Source organism: Streptomyces sp. NPDC048331, from assembly GCF_043201215.1.
GTDB lineage: Bacteria > Actinomycetota > Actinomycetes > Streptomycetales > Streptomycetaceae > Streptomyces.
Map to the genome: position 1 here is coordinate 269,874 of NZ_JBICYT010000004.1, position 17,691 is coordinate 287,564.

Sequence of the window (17,691 nt, forward strand, 5' to 3'; positions counted from 1 at the left end):
GTGGGCCGAAGGCGCGAGGAGGTCTGCGGTGACGGAGGCGGGGGCGGAGGCAGGGGCGGGGGCGAGGGCCGCGACCGGGCAGCGGGTGCGTACGGTCTGCTCGTACTGCGGTGTCGGGTGCGGGATCGTCCTGGACATCGCCACGCGCGGCGACGGCCGCCGTACGGTGGCCAAGGTCGCGGGCGACAAACAGCACCCGGCGAACGCCGGGCGCCTGTGCACCAAGGGCGCCACGCACGCCGACCTGCTGGCCGCGCCCGGCCGGCTGACCACCGCGCTGGTCCGCGCGGAGCGGGGCGCCGAGCCCGCACCCGCCCCGGTGGAGGCGGCCGTCACCGAGGCCGCCGTGCGCCTGAGGGAGATCCTCGACGCGCACGGCCCCGACGCGCTGGCGCTCTACGTCTCCGGCCAGATGTCCCTGGAGGCCCAGTACCTGGCGAACAAGCTGGCCAAGGGCTTCCTCCGGACGAACCAGATCGAATCCAATTCCCGGCTGTGCATGGCGAGCGCCGGCACCGGCTACAAGCTCTCGCTCGGCGCCGACGGACCGCCCGGCTCGTACGAGGACTTCGAGCGGGCGGACGCGTTCTTCGTCATCGGCGCCAACATGGCCGACTGCCATCCCATCCTCTTCCTGCGGATGATGGACCGGATCAAGACCTCGGGTGCCAAACTCATCGTGGTCGATCCCCGGCGCAACGCCACCGCCGACAAGGCCGACCTGTTCCTGCAGATCCGGCCGGGCACCGACCTGGCCCTCCTCAACGGCCTGCTGCACCTCCTGGTCGAGGGCGGCTGGACCGACCCCGACTTCATCGAGGAACATACCGAGGGCTGGCAGGACATGCCCGCCTTCCTGGAGGACTACCCGCCCGACCGGGTGGCCCGGATCACCGGCATACCGGAGGCCGACATCCGGCTGGCCGCCCGCTGGATCGGCGAGTCGGGCGAGTGGACGAGCTGTTGGACCATGGGCCTCAACCAGTCCACCCACGGCACCTGGAACACGAACGCGCTGGTCAACCTGCACCTCGCCACCGGGGCCATCTGCCGCCCGGGCAGCGGGCCCTTCTCCCTCACCGGCCAGCCCAACGCGATGGGCGGCCGGGAGATGGGGTACATGGGACCGGGGCTGCCCGGCCAGCGCTCGGTCCTGGTGGAGGAGGACCGCCGCTACGTCGAGGAGCTGTGGGGCGTGCCGGCGGGCAGCCTGCGCACCGACGTCGGCCGCGGCACCGTCGAGATGTTCGAGAAGATGGCCGCCGGCGAGATCAAGGCGTGCTGGATCATCTGCACCAACCCGGTCGCCTCCGTCGCCAACCGCAGCACCGTGATCAAGGCCTTGGAGACCGCCGAACTCGTCGTCACGCAGGACGTGTTCGCGGAGACCGAGACCAACGCCTACGCGGACATCGCGCTCCCCGCGACGCTCTGGGCCGAGGCGGACGGCGTGATGATCAACTCGGAGCGCAACCTCACCCTGGTACGGGGGGCCGTCGACCCGCCCGGTGCGGCGCTGCCCGACTGGCAGCTGATCGCCCGGGTCGCCTGCGCGATGGGTTTTGCCGAGGCGTTCACGTACACGTGTGCCGAGGAGGTGTTCGAGGAGCTGCGGCAGGCATGGAACCCGAAGACGGGCTGGGACCTGCGCGGGGTCACGTACGAGCGGCTGCGCTCGGGCCCGGTGCAGTGGCCGGCCGCTCCGGGCGGCCCGGACCGCAACCCGGTCCGCTACCTCAACGACGGGGTCAGCCGGCCCCTGGCCGAGCGTCCGGACGGCAGCCGCCCCCGGCTCGCCTTCCCGACGGCGACGGGACGGGCCGTCTTCTTCGCCCGCCCTCACCTGCCTGACGGTGAACTCCCGGACGACGACTACCCGTTCGTGCTGAACACCGGCCGTCTGCAGCACCAGTGGCACACCCTGACCAAAACCGGAAGGGTCGCCAAGCTCAACAAGCTGAACCCCGGACCGTTCGTGGAGATGCACCCGCAGGACGCGGCCGCGCTCGGCATCGAGGAGGGCGACGGGGTGGAGGTGGCCTCGCGGCGCGGTCGGGCCGTGCTGCCCGCCGTCGTCACCGACCGGGTCCGGCCCGGGAACTGCTTCGCCCCCTTCCACTGGAACGACCTGTTCGGCGAGTACCTCAGCGTCAACGCCGTCACCGACGACGCCGTCGACCCGCTCTCCTTCCAACCCGGATTCAAGATGTGTGCGGTGACCTTGACCAAGACCAGGGCCCCGATTCCCGTGGCGACCTCGACCTCGACCTCGTCCTCGGCCTCGGCCTCGACCGCGACCCGGGCCGTGGGCATCGGTGGCGGCCCCGGCGACCTCGCCTCAGGCCTGACCCGGGCCGGCGGCGCCGCCACCGCCACCACGCCGGCCCGTCCCGTAGCGGCCCCCGTGACGGCCGCCCTCGCCGCCCTCTTCGGGGTGGACGACCACACGCCGCCGGCCCTCTCCGACCGGGAGCGCCAGTACCTCGCAGGATTCCTCAGCGGACTCGGCGCCGCGCCGCCCGGCCCGGGCGTCCCCGTACTTCCCGCCGGCGCTCCCTTCGAGGCCGGGCACGCGCTCTGGGTCGACGGTGTCCTCGCCGGTACGTACGCGCGTACGGCCGCCGCCCTGGCGGCCGCTCCCCCGGCCGCGCCGGCCGTCGCTCCCACCGCCCCGGACCGGCCGACCCGGCAGACCGTGATCCTGTGGGCCTCGCAGACGGGCAACGCCGAGGGCCTCGCGGCGACCGTCGGAGCCGCGCTGACCGACAGCGGGTACCCGGCGAGCGTGCACAGCATGGCGGACCGCACCGCCGCCGCCCTGACACCCGGCACCGATCTGCTGGTCGTCACCAGCACCTTCGGTGACGGCGACGCACCGGACAACGGGGCCGCGTTCTGGGAGTCCCTCACCGCCGCCGACGCGCCGCGTCTCCAGGACGTCCGGTACGCGGTGCTCGCCCTCGGCGACTCCACCTACGACGCCTTCTGCGGCCACGGCCGCCGGCTCGACCAGCGCCTCGCAGAGCTCGGCGGCCGACGCCTGCTGCCCCGCGTGGACTGCGAGCCCGACTACGAGGAGCCCGCGGGGCGGTGGCTGGAGCAGGTGCGCGAGGCCCTCGCGGCCGCCTCGGCCCCGGAGCGCGCCGAGCGACCCCGGCCCGCGGCGGACCGCAACTCCCCCTACACCGCCCGACTGTCCGGCAACCGGCTGCTCAGCCTGCCCGGGGCCACCAAGGAGGTCCGCCGGTTCACCTTCGATCTGGGCGAGGACGGCCCGGCGTACGAGGCCGGCGACGCGCTCGGGATCCAGCCGGTCAACTGCCCCGACCTCGTCACGCAGTGGCTGGCCGTGACCGGCCTCTCCCCGGACGCGGAGGTGGCGGTACCCGGCCGCGCGCCCATGCCGTTCGCCGAGGCGCTCCACCGACACCTGGACATCACCCGGCTCACGCCCGACCTGCTGCGCTTCATCACCGAGCACACCGGCGACCGTACGCTCAAGCGGCTGACCCGCCCCGACAACAAGGACGGCCTCGCCCGGTGGACCTGGGGGCGTCAACCCGTCGACGTCCTGGCCGAGTTCCCGGTCCGGATCGGCGCCCAGGAGTGGGCGGAGCGTCTGCGGCGACTCGGTCCGCGCCTCTACTCGATCTCCTCCAGCCCGCTCGTCGACCCGCGCGAGGTCAGCCTGACCGTCTCGGTCCTGCGCTACGAGGGCCCGGGCGGCCACCACCGCAAGGGTGTCGCCTCCACCTTCCTCGCGGACGCCGAACCGGGCACTCCCGTACCACTGTTCGTGCAGAGCTCGGCGCACTTCCGGCCGCCCGCGGGCCCGGACACCCCGGCGATCATGGTCGGTCCCGGGACGGGGGTCGCACCGTTCCTGGCCTTCCTCGAACACCGCCGGGCGCTCGGGCATCAGGGCCGGAACTGGCTGTTCTTCGGGGAACAGCGCCGCGCCACGGACTTCTACCACCGCGAGGAGCTGGAGGAACTCCACCGGCACGGCACGCTCACCCGGCTCGACCTGGCGTTCTCCCGCGACCAGCGGACCAAGGTCTACGTCCAGGACCGGATGCGCGAGCACGGCGCCCAGCTGTGGTCGTGGCTGCAGGACGGCGCCCACTTCTACGTGTGCGGCGACGCGAGCCGGATGGCCAAGGATGTGGACCGGGCGCTGCGCGATGTCGCCATGGCGCACGGCGGACTCGACGCGGACGAGGCCGCCGCGTACCTGAAGCAGCTGTCCGCCGCCAAGCGGTACGGCCGCGACGTGTACTGAGCGCGGGTACCGAGCCCATGTACCGAACGTGCGCCGGGCCGGCACGGGAACGTCAGGCCAGGTCGAGGAGCTGCTCGTAGAAGCCACCGAAGCCCCTTTCCCGGTCCACGAGGTGGAGTTCCAGTATCCGGTGACGGGTCCGGCGGGCGCGGTCGGTCCGCGCAGCGGGTTGTCGTTCGCTGGGGTGATCTCCGTCGTCGTGGGCGCGTCGGCCCGGTTCCGCCGCGCGGCACGCCATCGGGTGCCGGCGCGTGCCTACGAGTATGCGAGGGCCCTCGCGGGAGCGCACGCGCATGGTCGTCACCTCCAAGCATGACCACTCAAACGCAGTGCACTTTGGGGTTTCCCACAAGCATGTGCCAGAAGATTGTCGAATCTCGATCGCAACTGCAAGATGTGGTCGATGGATGCGGACGGAGGAGGCCATCTGATGGGCGAGGGAGAACCGGGCAGCGCCGTCCGCGGCCGGTTGCGGGGCATCGAGGTGTTCGCGGGGCCCCTTCCGGCGTTCGATCCGGAGCGGGCTCCGGCCGATCCCGTGCGGCTCTTCCTCTCCTGGCTGGCGGACGCCGTGGCGGACGGCGTGCGCGACCCGCACGCGATGACCCTGTCCACCGTCGACGAGGCCGGCGACCCCGATGCCCGGGTGCTGATCCTCAAGGGTGTGGACGGCGCCGGATGGCAGTTCGCCGGGCACGCCTTCAGCCCCAAGGGGCACCAGTTGGCCGTCCACCCGCGGGCCGCGCTCACCTTCTACTGGCCCGAGCACGGCCGTCAGGTCCGCCTGCGCGGGCCGGTGACGCCCGGATCCGCCCAGGACAACGCCACCGATTTCCTGGGTCGGTCGGACGCGGCGCGCGCCGCGTCGCTGCCGGCCCGCCAGAGCCAGTACCTGGCGGACCCCGCGGAACGCGACCGGGCCCTGGAGAAGTCCCTGTCGCTGATCCGGCGGGAGCCCTCGCTCGTCGACTCGGGCTGGACCCTCTACACCCTCGCCCCGGCCGTGGTCGAGTTCTGGCAGGCGTCCCACAGTCGTGTGCACACCCGACTGCGCTACGAGCGGGCCGGCGACGGCTGGGAACGCTTCCGGCTCTGGTCGTGAGGAGCGTTCCGTCGATCATGCCGGGCTCGCGGACCCCACCCGCGACCCGGCTGCGCGCCGCGCGGGCTCGGCCTGGAGCTTCGTCGGCGAGAGAAAGAGGAAGTACGCGATGTCAGTACCCGACCGGATGGACGAACGACTGCGCGCCCTGGGGTTGGTGGAGGCCCAGCGCATGATCGAGGCCCTCTTCGCCGCGACCGCGGCCCGCGGTCTCGTGGCGCCGGGCCTCGGTGAACGCGAGGCGAGCGACCGGATCGGGGACCTGGCGAGGGAGTTGTTCGGCACGGCGGCGCGCCTGCCCGGGCCGGTCGTGCGCTCGGGCCCGCGGACCCTGCTCCCGTACGGCCCCGAGACCCCGGACCGGGTGATCGGCGAGGACGACGTCGTCATCGCCGAACTCGGTTCGTTGCTCGCGGTGTCGGAGGCCGGCTTCGCCTCGACCCTCGTCTTCGGCCAGGACCCGGCCAAGCACCGGCTCGCCCTGGACCTGCCGAAGATGTTCACCGCCTGCCGCGAGGCCCTGCTCGCCGACTCCCGCATCACGGGGGCGCGGATGCACGCCGAGCTCCTGGCCCTCGCGGCCGAGTCGGATTGGACGGTGGCCGGATGGCACTGCGGCCACCTGGTCGGGACGGACCCCTCGGCGGACGTCCGGGACGCGCGGCCGGAGGCGTACATCTGCGCGGAGAACGACCGGCCGCTGCGACGGACCGTCGCGGGAGGGTGGCAGGCGCATTGGGTCCTGGAGATCCATCTGGTCGACGGATCAAGCGGTTTCGGCGGCTCGTTCAAGCGGCTGCTGGACCTCGCCTGACGGCCGCCGGACGCGGGGTCGGACGTGGGGTCGGCCGGATCGTCAGCCGGCCGTCGACACCAGGGGCGCCGGGCCGCCGTCGGTCCAGTCCGGGGGGATCGCGGCGAGCGCGTCGCCCACGGCGGCCCCTTGGAGGAAGGCGGCGCGGTGTCCGTCGGCGATCCGGGCCCGCTCGCCGTCCCAGCTGACGGGCACCATCCGGGTCAGTCCGGGGGCGGGCCGCGCCCGCCCGTGCACCGGAACGTGCGGCAGGGGATCGAGGGTGCGTCCGGCCAGGCCCGCGATCAGCGGGCCGAGCAGGGTGCGGGCGGCGACCAGGGCGGCGTACGGGTTGCCGGGCAGCCCCACCACCCAGCGGTCCGGGGTCGGTTCGGCGAGCAGCATGGGGTGCCCGGGCCGGCAGGCGACGGTGTCGACGACCATGCGTGCCCCGGCGTCCGCGAGCAGGCGGCGCAGTTGGTCGGTGGCGCCGACGGAGGTGGAGCCGGTGACCACGACGACGTCGGCGCCCCGCACCGCCCGCACGGCCCCGGCCAGCCGCCCGGCGGGCCGGTCGGGTACGTACCCCACCTCCGTGGTCTCGCCGCCGAGTTCGGCGACCAGGGCCGGGAGCAGCGGCCCGAGGGCATCGCGTACCCGGCCCGGGCCCGGAACTCCCGCGTGGTCCAACTCGTCCCCCGTGACCAGTACGCCGACCCGGGGGCGCGGCCGCGCCGACAGGGTGTCGTGCCCGCAGGAGGCGGCGAGGCCGAGCAGCGCGGGACCGATCCGGGTGCCCGCCGGGGCGAGCCGACGGCCCGCGGGAGCGTCCTCGCCGGTGCGCCGGATGTGCCGGCCCGGCGGCGGCACGGGGCCGAACACCCGGCCGTCGTCCGTGGTGACCGCCGATTCCACGGGCAGCACGGCGTGGGCGCCGGCCGGCACCTCGGCCCCGGTGGAGATCTCCACGCACTCCGCCGCGCCGAGTACGCCCGCCCAGGGCGCGCCGGCGCGGACGGCGGCCCGTACCCGCCAGGGGCCGGTGCCGGACACCGCGTACCCGTCCATCGCGGCCGTGTCGAAGCCCGGGAGGGGCCGCAGGGTGGGCAGGCCGTCGGCCAGGGTGAGTCCGGCGGCATCGCGCAAGGGCACCGTACGGGCGGGCAGCGGGCGGGCCGCGCCGTGGGCCAGTACCCGGGCCCGCGCCCAGGACACCACCGGGTGCCGGGCCGCGCCCCGGGGCGTGGCGGGGAGGGCGGAGGCGGGCGCGAGTGCGGGGGCGGCGTCGAGTGCGGGCGCGGTCGTCGAATGCATGAACACGACTGTCGGCCCGGTCCGTTTCCGGGTCCTCCCGGGAGGGTTGCGGTCGCGCTCCGATCCGCTCACCTCCCGCGTCCCGCGGGTGTGAACCTCGTGCGCACGCCCGGGGGCCGCGCACCGAAGCGGTACGCGGCACCAGGGCGATACGAGAGGGTGATCAGGCGGCGGCGAGCGAGATCTCGGTCGACTTGATCAGGGCGACGACGGCGGTGCCGGAGGCCAGGCCGAGGGCCTCGACGGCGTCCTTGGTGATCGCGGCGGTCAGCTCGCCACCCTCGACGGAGAGCTTCACCGAGCCCATGGCGCCACCGGTCGCGACGTCCGTGACGGTGCCCGCGAGCTGGTTGCGGATGGAGATGCCCTCGACCGGGCCGGTCGCGAGGGCCACCTCGGTGGCCTTCACCAGCGCCTTGACGGAGGAGCCCTCGGCGAGACCGAGGTCCTTGACGGCGTCCGTGGTGATGGCGGCGGTGATGTCCTGACCGCCTACCAGGCGCACCTTCACCGAGGCCATGGCCTCGCCGGCGGTGACAGCGGTGACGGTGCCGGCGATCTGGTTACGGATGGACAAGCTCATGGAAAACACGCCTCACATGGTCGTGATCGGAACGGCAAGCACTTCTGTGACCTGCGTCATGGCCGACGTTAACCGACGCATCACGGCTGCCGGAGTGCCCCCGTCGCATCTGCCGACCGAATGGACGCAATGCCCTGGCGTATTCCGGAAAAGGCCCGAGGCCCGCTCCTTATCCGGGCCCGTCGCCCGCCTGGACCGGGACCTTTGACCCGTTTGGTGGAATCGCAGACCGGGCGACGCCGAGAGATGAATTGCAGATGCGGTCCTTCGATGCTCCATTGGCAGCAGATGCAGCACTGTTTTCGGGTCTCATGCCGTGCATGCGTGGGATTCGGAGAACCGGACCGGAGGACACACCCCGTCATGCGCTTCCTTCAGCACGTCCGACAGCGTCGGGCGGTCACCGGCCTCCTCGGCGGCGCGCTCCTCGTTCCCGTCCTGGCGGCCTGCGGCGGTGGCGACACCGGCGCTTCCGCGCCCGCCGCGCCGAGCGCGTCCGCGACCGCGTCGAGCTCCGTACCGGCCGCGAACCTGACGGTGCTCGCCGCCGCCTCCCTCACCGACGTGTTCACGACCATGGGTGCGCAGTACGCGAAGGAACACCCCGGCACGAAGGTCACGTTCTCCTTCGCCGGATCGCAGGAGCTGGCCGCGCAGGTGCGGCAGGGGGCTCCGGCCGATGCCCTGGTCACGGCGGACACCAAGACGATGGACGGCCTCAAGGCGGAGACCGGAACCCCGACCGTGATCGCGACGAATGAGCTCGTGATCGCCACCGCGCCGGGCAACCCGCACAAGATCGATTCCCTGAAGGACCTGTCCGACCCGAACCTGAAGGTCGTCCTGGCCGCCCCCGAGGTCCCCGCCGGGCGCTACAGCCAGGAGATCCTCGACAAGCAGAAGATCACCGTCGTGCCGGTCTCGCTGGAGCCGAACGTACGGGCCGTGCTGTCCAAGGTGGAACTGGGCGAGGCGGACGCCGGCCTCGTCTACAAGACGGACACGACCGCGGCCGAGGGGAAGGTCGGCGCGGTGGAGATCCCGCCCGACCAGAACGCCGTCGCCTCCTACCCGGCCGCCACGCTGAAGGCCACCAAGTACCCCGCCGCCGCGGACGCCTTCGTCGGCTGGCTGTCCTCGCCGGAGGCCCAGCGGACCCTCCAGGAAGCGGGCTTCCAGCAGCCGTGACCGGCCCCCGCTCCTCATCGATCAGCAGAAGCCACTAAAACTGATCTGTCCACCTCGCATATGCCGTCACCTATGGCGCATTCACCTGGTGGATGATTAACTGACATCAGGCGGGCCGATGCGACCCGCCTCCGTGTCCACGCCCAGTCGCCCTGCCGGGTCGACGTCGGCCGACCGACACGTACACCGGCCCCGTGACGGTCGAGCGGCTCTCGCCGCCATGGGGAGCACCGGCAAAAGAGGCCCCTGCATGCCGATCGCGGTGTTCGGCACGTGGGGGCCTCTTTGCGTGCGGACCGACCCCCGTCTCACGGAGCGGAGCGTCTCTGGCATATGCGGCCCCTCTATGGGCATGCTTGCGCAGATACAGCCCGACACAGCCCCACCGGCTCGAATGTAAGGACTGAGGTATGGCGGTCGTCGTCATGCAGCACGCGGCCGGTCAGGCTCCCCCCGCCGTCAGCAGGGTGCTCGCCGCGGCGGGGCTGGCCTCCCGGACCGTCCCGCTCGCGGACGATGCCGGTCCGTCCGCCGACCTCGCCGGGGTGGAGGGTCTGATCGTCCTGGGCGCCGCCGATCCGGCCCTCCTGCGGGAAGCCCTCGCCGCGGAGGTGCCCGTACTGGCCCTGGAGCCCGGTACCCGACTGCTCGTACGGGCGGCGGGCGCCGCCCCGGGGACCCGACTCGACGCCGCCCCCGACCGCCCGCCGGTGGAACTCACCCGGGCCGCCGGCCGCGATCCCCTGTTCGCCGGGGCCACCCGGCCCTCCCCCGGCCTCCGGCCGGCCTGCGAACCCTTGGAACTGCCCGCCGACGCCGTGGTCCTGGCCTCCTGCGACGGGTACCCGGAGCAGGCGTTCCGGATCGGCGCCAGCGCCTGGGGCGTCCGCTTCCTGCCCCAGGAGCTCCCCCTGGACCCCTGGGGTGAGCAGCTCCTCGGCCGGTTCGCCACACTCGTGGCGGCCCGCGCCGAACACACCGCGACCCGGGCCTTCTTCACCCGTCGGGCCGACGCCTGGGAGGAGCGGTTCGCCTACCAGACCCCCGCCTACGAGGCCGCGATCGCCCGGCTGCGACTGGCGCCCGGCGGGCGGGCGATGGACCTCGGCTGCGGCACCGGACGGGCGATGCCCGCGCTCCGCGCCCAGGTCGGGCCGGACGGCCACGTGCTCGGCGTCGACCTCACCCCGGCCATGCTGGCCGCCGCCGCCCGGCATGGGCGCACCCGCCACGGGCACCTCCTCGCCGCCGACTGCACCCGGCTCCCGCTGGCCGCCGCGTCCGTGGACGGCATCTTCTCCGCGGGGCTGCTCGACCATCTCCCGGACCCGGCCGCAGCCCTGCGCGAATGGGCTCGTGTCACCGCGGCCGACGGGGTCCTGCTGCTCTTCCACCCTTCGGGCCGCGCGGAACGCGCCGCCCGGCACGGCCGCCCCCTGGACCCCGACGACCTCCTCGCCGAGGGCAACCTGCGCCGAGCGCTGGACGCCTCCGGCTGGCAGCTGGACGCGTACGAGGACGGCGCCGATCACTTCCTGGCGCGTGCGGTACCGCGCGGCTGAACCCTCGCCTCCCCTAAGGGCTGTCCCGTAATCCCCGGCGGGCGCACGACGACAGATACGGCACCTCGCTGCGTTGTCGGAACGCCCGAATACGCCCAGTATGGGGATGCTCCTCCGCCTTGCGATGCACCGCATCTGACGCCGCGCGCTGATCCACCGGGGATTACGGGACAGCCCTTGGCTCAGAGGCGATGGATCCGCTCGATGCCGTACCAGCTGGAGACACAGGCCGCGACCCAGTCACGCCGGTAGTCGGAGGTGAAGAAGGGCTCGGCCAGGCTCCCGATGTACATCGGCTCGTACCCGAGGTCGGTGGCACCCCGCGCGACCTCGGCCCTGATGCGGGAGTTCTGGGCGTCCCAGGCCACCGAGCGGGTGACCGTGGCGGTGGTGAGCTGCTCGACGCCGGGGACGAGCACGGCCAGCGAGGCCAGCGTCAGTCCGGCCGCGACCACGATGCCCGCGGGCAGGGCCACGGCCACCCCGCGGCGTGCCAGGTACCGGCGGGCCCACAGGCCCAGCAGGACTCCGTAGGCACAGAGCGCCAGTTCCATCGGTACGAGGTAGTTCGTCCAGGTACGGGCGTACGTCCATCCGGTCGGCCCGTAGCCGCTGCGCAGTCCCAGCGCCACCGCGAACGACCCCAGCACCACCACGATCACCGGCATCAGCAGGAGGGCGACCAGCATCGGGCGCGGGACGGCCCGGCCCGACTCACGCTTCCCGGGGGCGGGCACGCGCGCCGCGAGCCCGGCCCCCAGGCCCAGCAGCAGGCCGACGGCGGCGGCACCGAGGTAGGCCCACCGGCCGGTGACGGTGTCCCACATGTGCAGCCAGTCCTCGTAGGTGCCCCGGAGTTCGGCCGGGGAGAGCATGGACTCCTTGGCCGGCTGCTGGGCGCGGCGCCATCGGGCGCCGGGGGACGTGGTGAGCACGATCAGTCCGCAGACGACCCCGGAGCACCAGAGCAGGCACCAGGTGAACGGATGCCAGGTCCGCGCCAACCCCAGGCGGGGCACGGCCAGCAGTCCCACGCAGGCCGCGAGGAGGCCGCTGACGAGGGAGAACGATTCGCTCAGGGTGCCGATCGCGAAGCCGATGAGGAACGCCGAGACGAAGCCGCCCGCGCGGACGCCGGCCCGGGGCTGCCGGACGGTCCAGATGGCCAGCAGGAGCGCCCACACCCCGATGACGCTCGGAATGGTGTGGGAGATCGTGGCCGGTGCCCACAGCAGGACCTGATAGCTGCGGGTGCCGCCGAAGTAGATCAGGGCCTGGACGGCGAGGGCGGCGGCGAGCAGGAGCAGCACCGGCGGTTTCACGCCGAGGCAGCGCAGGAACTGGATCCCGAGCAGCACCAGGCCGACGGTGAACGCGACGGCGATGACGGTCGGAAGGATCTTCACCCCGGCGAGTCCGTCGCCGTACACGATGCCGCTCAGGAAGGCGTTGGTGAGCCGGCCGTTCTGGGTGGCGTAGAAGTCGTGCGTGATGCCGAGGACGCCCATGTCGCGGGACTTCCAGGCGGCGCACCAGTCGTCCGAGGTGGGTCGTACGTAGAGGCCGAGGAAGCAGCCGACGGCGATCAGGGCGCCGGCGGCCGCCACGACGCAGCCGCCCGCGACCGGCAGGAGCCCGCGGACGAACCGGCGATTCCCCTCGGTCGAAGCAGTGCTCATCCACCCGTCCTTCGCAGCGAGCGCGGCCGGTCCGACGCGCGACGTGCCATGTGCGAGGCGCCGGCCGGTTCGGTCCCACCAATCTGCACGGTCCGCCGCCCACCGGCATCCGAGGGAGCGCCGCCGGGGCCCGGCCCGCTGCCCTCCCGCCGTGTGCCACGGGCGCGTTCGCCCCTGCCACGGCCGGCCCCCCGTTGCTCCGTCCGTTGCGCCGTCCGACGTTCCGTGTCGGAACGCGGGCACGCGGCCGCCGGTCCGCCGGCGTCACCCGGGCGGCGGGCATGTCATGGCGGGCTCCGCACCGCGGGCCCACGATGGGAGCTCCAGGGGCCGCGCGCACGGAAGCCCGACAGAAGGAGTGGCGATGCCTGCTGCCCCACTCGTCCGCTGGGCGGTCGTCACGGCGGCCCTCGCGAGCGTCGCCCTCCCGGTGTGTGTCGCCGGGAGTTCCCTCGACCGGCCGGCCGAGGTGGAGCGGCCGGTGTTCTTCGTCCGGCCGCTCGGACACCAGAGCCACGGCGACGCCGAGGGGCGCTACGCACCGCTGTCGATGCTGGTCGCCCCCACCGTCGGGCTCCTCTCCAACACCACCGCAGCCGAGGGTGTCCCACCCGCCCTGGCCGGGGGCGCACGGTACGTCGAGCGGAGCCACGTACTGCGGCTGCTGTCCGGCCGGTGGCGGTACCTCCCCGCCGGGCGGACCGCCTCGGTCGTGGTGGCCCCGGAGGATCCGACGGCCCGGCTGCAGATCGCCGAGAGCCGCGCCTGGCTGGCGGCCGGCCGGGTACCGGGCGGCTCGGCGGTCCGGCGCGCGGCGGCCGAGCGGGCCCTGCTGGCCATGCGCGCCCTGCTGCGGCCCAACGGGGCCATGGCCGCGGGTTGGTCCCCCGGCTGGATGTACTCCTGGCCGCGCGACTCCAGCTTCGCCTCCGCCGCGTTCGCACACACCGGCCACGATGCCGAGGCCTACCGGATCCTGCGCCACAGCGCCGCGACGCAGCGCGCGGACGGCACCTGGGAGGCGCGGACGGAACTCGACGGGTCCGGGCCGCCCGACAGCAGGCGGTGGCAGCTCGACGCCAACGGCTGGGTCCCCTGGGCCGCCTGGCAGTGGTACCGGACGGCGCCGCCCGCCACCCGCACGGCCCGGCTGACCGCCCTCTACCCGATGATCCGCAAGGCGGCCGACCACGCGGCGGCCTCCCTCGGGGCGGACGGTCTGCCCCCGGCCTCCCCGGACTACTGGGAGGTGATGACGACCACCACGAACATCGGAACGGCGGCCCCGCTGCTCGCCGGACTCAACGCCGCCGCGGACCTCGCCGACGCGTTGGACCGGCCGGCAGACGCGGCGCGCTGGTCCGGCGCTGCCGGGCGGCTCTCCACCGGGATCTCCCGGAGGTTCGCCCCACTGGGCTATCAGCGCACCGTCGACGGACAGCACGGACGGGACAGCGCGGTGGCCTTCATGGCGCCCCCGTTCAACACGGCGCCGGCGGACCTGCCCCGGGCGCTGGACACCACGTACAAGGCGCTGCTCCTGCCCAACGGGGGGCTCACGCCTGGCAACGATCCGACGGCGCCCTGGGGTGCCAACGCCTGGACCCCGAGCACCTCGTTCTTCGCCCTCGCCTGGGCGGCGACGGGGAGGGCGGCGAAGGCCGGTCAGGTCCTGGACTGGGTCCTCGCCAAGCGGAACCCGCTCGGGGAACTACCCGAGAAGGTGGACCGGGCGGGCAGGCCCTCGTCGGTGGCACCACTGGCCTGGACGGGCTCGATCGTCGTCCTCACCCTGGTGGCGCTCGACGGCGGGGCGCTCACCGCGCCACCCCCGCGGTCGTAGCCCCGCGGTCGTGGCCCCGCGGTCGTGGCCCCGCGGCCGTTGCCCCGAGGTCGTAGCCCCTCGGTCGTGGCCTGCGGCCGTCAGACCGGATCCGTTCCGTCACCGGGCGGCGGGGCGGTACGCAGGCGCTCCAGCTCGGCGAGGAGGCGCTGGTACGCGAGCTTCTCGGCCGCCACCGCCCGCGCGAGGGGGAGGTGGTGGGGGTCCTGCCGCGACCGGGCCTCGCGGGCGGCGGCGACGCGGAGCTCCCTCGCCCGCTCCAGTTCGTTCATCGCCGCCACGGCTCCGGCGTCGAGCAGCTTGTGGTCCAGGACCTGGGCGAAAGCCCGCTCGGTCGGCGCCGTGAGCCCGTCGAGGTCCCGTGCGCAGCTCTCCGGGGTCTCCGTCCGCCCACAGGCCTCGTCGAGTTCGCGGGAGAGCGACCCCAGGGCCTTCCGGAGTTCGGGGTACCCCCGGTCGGGCGCGGTGTCGTTGCCGCATCCGGCCACCAGGGCCGTGCAGGCGGCGAGGGCGGCCACGGCGCGCAGCGTTCCGGCTCCCGCGCAAGCGCGTCGGCACGAGTGGAGAGGAGGGGTCATGGATGCCCCGATCGCCCGTTGGTCCGAGTGCGGCCGGTCCGGCCGCGGCCGGTCGGAGTACGCGGCCGGTCGGAGTACGCGGCCGGTCGGAGTACGCGGCCGGTCCGGCTGCGCGAGGTGCTCGGCTGCCATCCTCACCCGCCCCGCTCCCCGCTGCCACCGGGCGGACCGGGATCCGGGCCGGGTCAGCGAGGGGGTTGTCCCCCGGCGACGGTCGAGCCCGGGCGGCCGGCCTGCGCGAGCGTCCAGGGCTGGACCGCCCGGTGCCACGGGGCGGGGGTCCGGCTGCCGGCCGGCGTGGCGCCGCCCGCGGGGACCGTGGTGATGACGTGCAGATCGGCGTCCAGGCCGAGCGCCGCGGCGACGGCCGTACCGGCTCCCTCGACCACACCGGCCGGGGCGCCCGTGTACAGCATCTGTGACTCCTGCCAGGGCTGCGGACCGTCGGTGGCCGCGACGCCGACGGTGCCCGCGCCCGCCCGGCCGGCGAGGAGGTCGCCCGCTATGCCCACGGCGCCGTAGCCGCCGAGGCCGCCGGCCTCGGCGACCGGGGAGAACTCCGGCGCGGTCCCGCCCGCGCGGGCCAGGCTGGTGGCCACGGTGCCGATGCCGGGCCGACGGAAGAACAGCCGGACGCCGTCGCCCTCCGGGCGGACCGAGAGCGCGCCCGTCGTCTGGGGCAGCCCGGTCGGTACGGGTCCGCCGAGCGGCGCGTCCGGGGTCGGCGTGACCCAGGCCAGCACCGACCCGGCCGTGGCCGCGTACACGTGGCGGCGCCCGGACTCGTCGGTCGCGGTGACCGGATCGCCCTGGAGGCCGGAGCCGCCCAGGTTCCGCCAGTCCCCGAAGTCGCCGCCCGGGGTCTCCTGCGCCCGGGCGGCGAGCGTGCGCCGGGAGTCGCGGACGTACACCGTCATCCGACCCTCGTCGTCGACGGCGACGGAGGGACCGCTGATCGCCGAGGTGCCGGACCGGTCCACGGTGTCCGGGGTGCCCAGTGACCGCCACGGGCCGAATCCGCCGTCGACCGTGCTCTGGACGGCGTAGACGATCTCCCGGCCGTACTCCTGGGGCGTCGCGCCCAGGGTGGTGCGGGTGGCGAACACGCCGATCCGGCCGTCCCAGAGGCGGACGGCCGACGCCCCGGAGTCGATGCCCTCGCCGGACAGGAACTCGGGGCCCTTCCAGAGGGCCTGCGGGCCGCTGCGCGACCAGTACGCCATCCGGCCGTCCAGTGCGGCGAAGGCCCACAGCCGTCCGGAGACGCCCTCGGTCATCCAGGAGGTGCCGTCGCCGCGGCTGTAGCGGATGGTCTGGCTCCAGCCGGCGCCGGTGGGCCGGGTCGCGGTCTTGCGGTCGCCGCAGCCGGCGGGGCTGCCGCACCAGTCCTGGTGGTCGGTCCAGGCGTAGGTCTTGAGGTAGCCGAGCTTCTCCTCGGCCGTCCGCGGGTCGAGGGTCGGGGGCAGTGAGCTGTTCGGATAGCTCACGTAGTTCTGGACCGAGAAGTGCGGCCGGTCCGTGGTCCTGGCGTAGCGCTCGGCGGCGGCCTGTACGAAGCGGGCGCCGTAGATGTGGTCCTGGTGGTCGAGGAAGGCGCCGCCGCCGTCCGCCCTGCCGGGGGTCGGGTCCTGCGTCCGTATCGTCGTCGGCCGGTACGCCTCGAACACGCCGGCTATGGCGGCCACGGCCTGGTCCTTGGTGTAGGAGAACCAGTCCTTGACCGGTGTTCCGGAGGTCAGCTGGGCCCCCAGGGCGGGGGTCCGGCCGTCCCACAGGCCACGCAGGCTCTCGGGGTTGTCCCCGGAGATGCTGCGGGCCTCGCGCAGCTCCATCCACACGAGGTTCACCTCGGGGCGGGCGACCAGGACGTCCACCTCGGCGCTGCCGCCGCCGGCGGTGGGCACGGCCTTGCGCTGCCAGGCGCTGGCTCGGTCCCCGGTCGCCATCTGCGCGTAGGCGGCACGTATGCCGTTCTGCCGGGCCTCCGCGTAGGCGGCGCGGTCGGAGGGGCCGGCGGCGTCCTGGAGGTGCGGGCTGTGGGCCTCGTTCCTGCCGTCGGACTCGCCGGAGGTCAGGTAGACGGTGGTGACCTTGATGCCGGTCGATATGGAGCGGCTGAGATCGGGGTTCATGAAGAAGAGGTCGTCGTCGGGGTGCGCGACCACCTGGAGGGCGGAGCCCTCGGTCACGCTGGCGGCGGTCACCGCGGCGAAAGCCGCCTGCGGGCGCTCGGTGTCGTGTCCGTAGGCCCAGGCCGTCATGCCGGCGGTGCCGACGGAGAACGCGGCGAGCAGGGCCGCGAGTCGGGTGCGGCGGGCCAGGGACATGTACAGCGCCTTGAGGGTCGGTCCGGTGCGGCGATCCGCCTGGGAGGTCGATTCGGTGTCCCGATGGCTCCAGTGCTTCCGGAGACGACCGGGGCCGATTATGTCCCGCACGCTGGGGGCTGACACACCATCAAGTCACTTATGACCGTAAAGGGAGTTGCAAGAAAAAGATTAGATTTTGTCCCATTTAATGAAGATTGTGCGGTTGGCCCGGAAAACAGGTCGGAACCGGCGTATGTGCTGGCCACGTGCGGGTCGCGTGGGATCGGTACGACCGCCGAGTGGGCCGACCTCTCGGCCACCGACCCCCACAAGTGGCGCATTCCACACCCCTGACCGACCGGTGGCGGCCGTGACGCAGCTCTCATCGGCGGCAGGGCCGACAAGGCGGACCGGGAGGGCAGGCGCGTCGACCACCCGGGGACTAACCTGGACGGAAG

Annotated in this window: 11 protein-coding genes and 1 pseudogene; 6 read left to right on the plus strand and 6 right to left on the minus strand. The window is 73.7% G+C overall.

Annotated elements, in window-relative coordinates; all coding sequences use genetic code 11:
• The first annotated feature begins 28 nt into the window (after positions 1-28).
• Positions 29-4,282: a molybdopterin-dependent oxidoreductase gene (locus tag ACGFYY_RS09310; RefSeq protein ID WP_393707847.1), complete on the plus strand. Its 4,254-nt coding sequence runs from the start codon at positions 29-31 to the stop codon at positions 4,280-4,282.
• A gap of 52 nt (positions 4,283-4,334) precedes the next feature.
• Here ACGFYY_RS09310 and ACGFYY_RS09315 read toward each other — a convergent pair.
• A pseudogene (locus ACGFYY_RS09315) lies at positions 4,335-4,489 on the minus strand (aminopeptidase); the annotation flags it as partial.
• A gap of 223 nt (positions 4,490-4,712) precedes the next feature.
• Between ACGFYY_RS09315 and ACGFYY_RS09320 the strand changes: the two are divergent.
• Positions 4,713-5,384 carry a pyridoxal 5'-phosphate synthase gene (locus tag ACGFYY_RS09320; protein ID WP_393707848.1) on the plus strand — a complete coding sequence of 224 codons (672 nt, stop codon included), beginning with the start codon at positions 4,713-4,715 and terminating at the stop codon, positions 5,382-5,384.
• A gap of 109 nt (positions 5,385-5,493) precedes the next feature.
• On the plus strand, positions 5,494-6,198 hold the full coding sequence (locus ACGFYY_RS09325) for a M24 family metallopeptidase (protein ID WP_393707849.1): 705 nt from the start codon (positions 5,494-5,496) through the stop codon (positions 6,196-6,198).
• A gap of 42 nt (positions 6,199-6,240) precedes the next feature.
• Here the strand turns inward: ACGFYY_RS09325 and ACGFYY_RS09330 are convergent, their stop codons facing one another.
• Positions 6,241-7,491, minus strand: a complete 1,251-nt coding sequence (locus tag ACGFYY_RS09330) for a molybdopterin molybdotransferase MoeA (RefSeq protein WP_393707850.1) — start codon at positions 7,489-7,491, stop codon at positions 6,241-6,243.
• Positions 7,492-7,654: 163 nt separating this feature from the next.
• Positions 7,655-8,074 (minus strand): molybdopterin-binding protein, encoded by a 420-nt coding sequence (locus ACGFYY_RS09335; RefSeq protein WP_393707851.1) that lies wholly within the window; start codon positions 8,072-8,074, stop codon positions 7,655-7,657.
• Between the two features lie 363 nt (positions 8,075-8,437).
• On the opposite strand from ACGFYY_RS09335, the gene modA reads away from it, so the two are divergent.
• Complete coding sequence (gene modA / locus ACGFYY_RS09340; RefSeq protein WP_393707852.1) at positions 8,438-9,262, plus strand: molybdate ABC transporter substrate-binding protein; 825 nt, start codon at positions 8,438-8,440, stop codon at positions 9,260-9,262.
• Positions 9,263-9,672: 410 nt separating this feature from the next.
• Entirely contained in the window at positions 9,673-10,824 is a 1,152-nt protein-coding gene (locus ACGFYY_RS09345; protein WP_393707853.1) for a methyltransferase domain-containing protein, read from the plus strand.
• Between the two features lie 182 nt (positions 10,825-11,006).
• Here the strand turns inward: ACGFYY_RS09345 and ACGFYY_RS09350 are convergent, their stop codons facing one another.
• Positions 11,007-12,503: a DUF6056 family protein gene (locus ACGFYY_RS09350; protein WP_393707854.1), complete on the minus strand. Its 1,497-nt coding sequence runs from the start codon at positions 12,501-12,503 to the stop codon at positions 11,007-11,009.
• Positions 12,504-12,867: 364 nt separating this feature from the next.
• On the opposite strand from ACGFYY_RS09350, the gene ACGFYY_RS09355 reads away from it, so the two are divergent.
• Complete coding sequence (locus tag ACGFYY_RS09355; RefSeq protein WP_393707855.1) at positions 12,868-14,346, plus strand: hypothetical protein; 1,479 nt, start codon at positions 12,868-12,870, stop codon at positions 14,344-14,346.
• An 80-nt stretch (positions 14,347-14,426) separates the two neighbouring features.
• Here ACGFYY_RS09355 and ACGFYY_RS09360 read toward each other — a convergent pair whose 3' ends face one another.
• Complete coding sequence (locus ACGFYY_RS09360) at positions 14,427-14,864, minus strand: hypothetical protein (RefSeq protein WP_393707856.1); 438 nt, start codon at positions 14,862-14,864, stop codon at positions 14,427-14,429.
• Between the two features lie 245 nt (positions 14,865-15,109).
• On the minus strand, positions 15,110-17,251 hold the full coding sequence (locus ACGFYY_RS09365) for a PIG-L family deacetylase (protein ID WP_393707857.1): 2,142 nt from the start codon (positions 17,249-17,251) through the stop codon (positions 15,110-15,112).
• Positions 17,252-17,691: the final 440 nt, after the last annotated feature.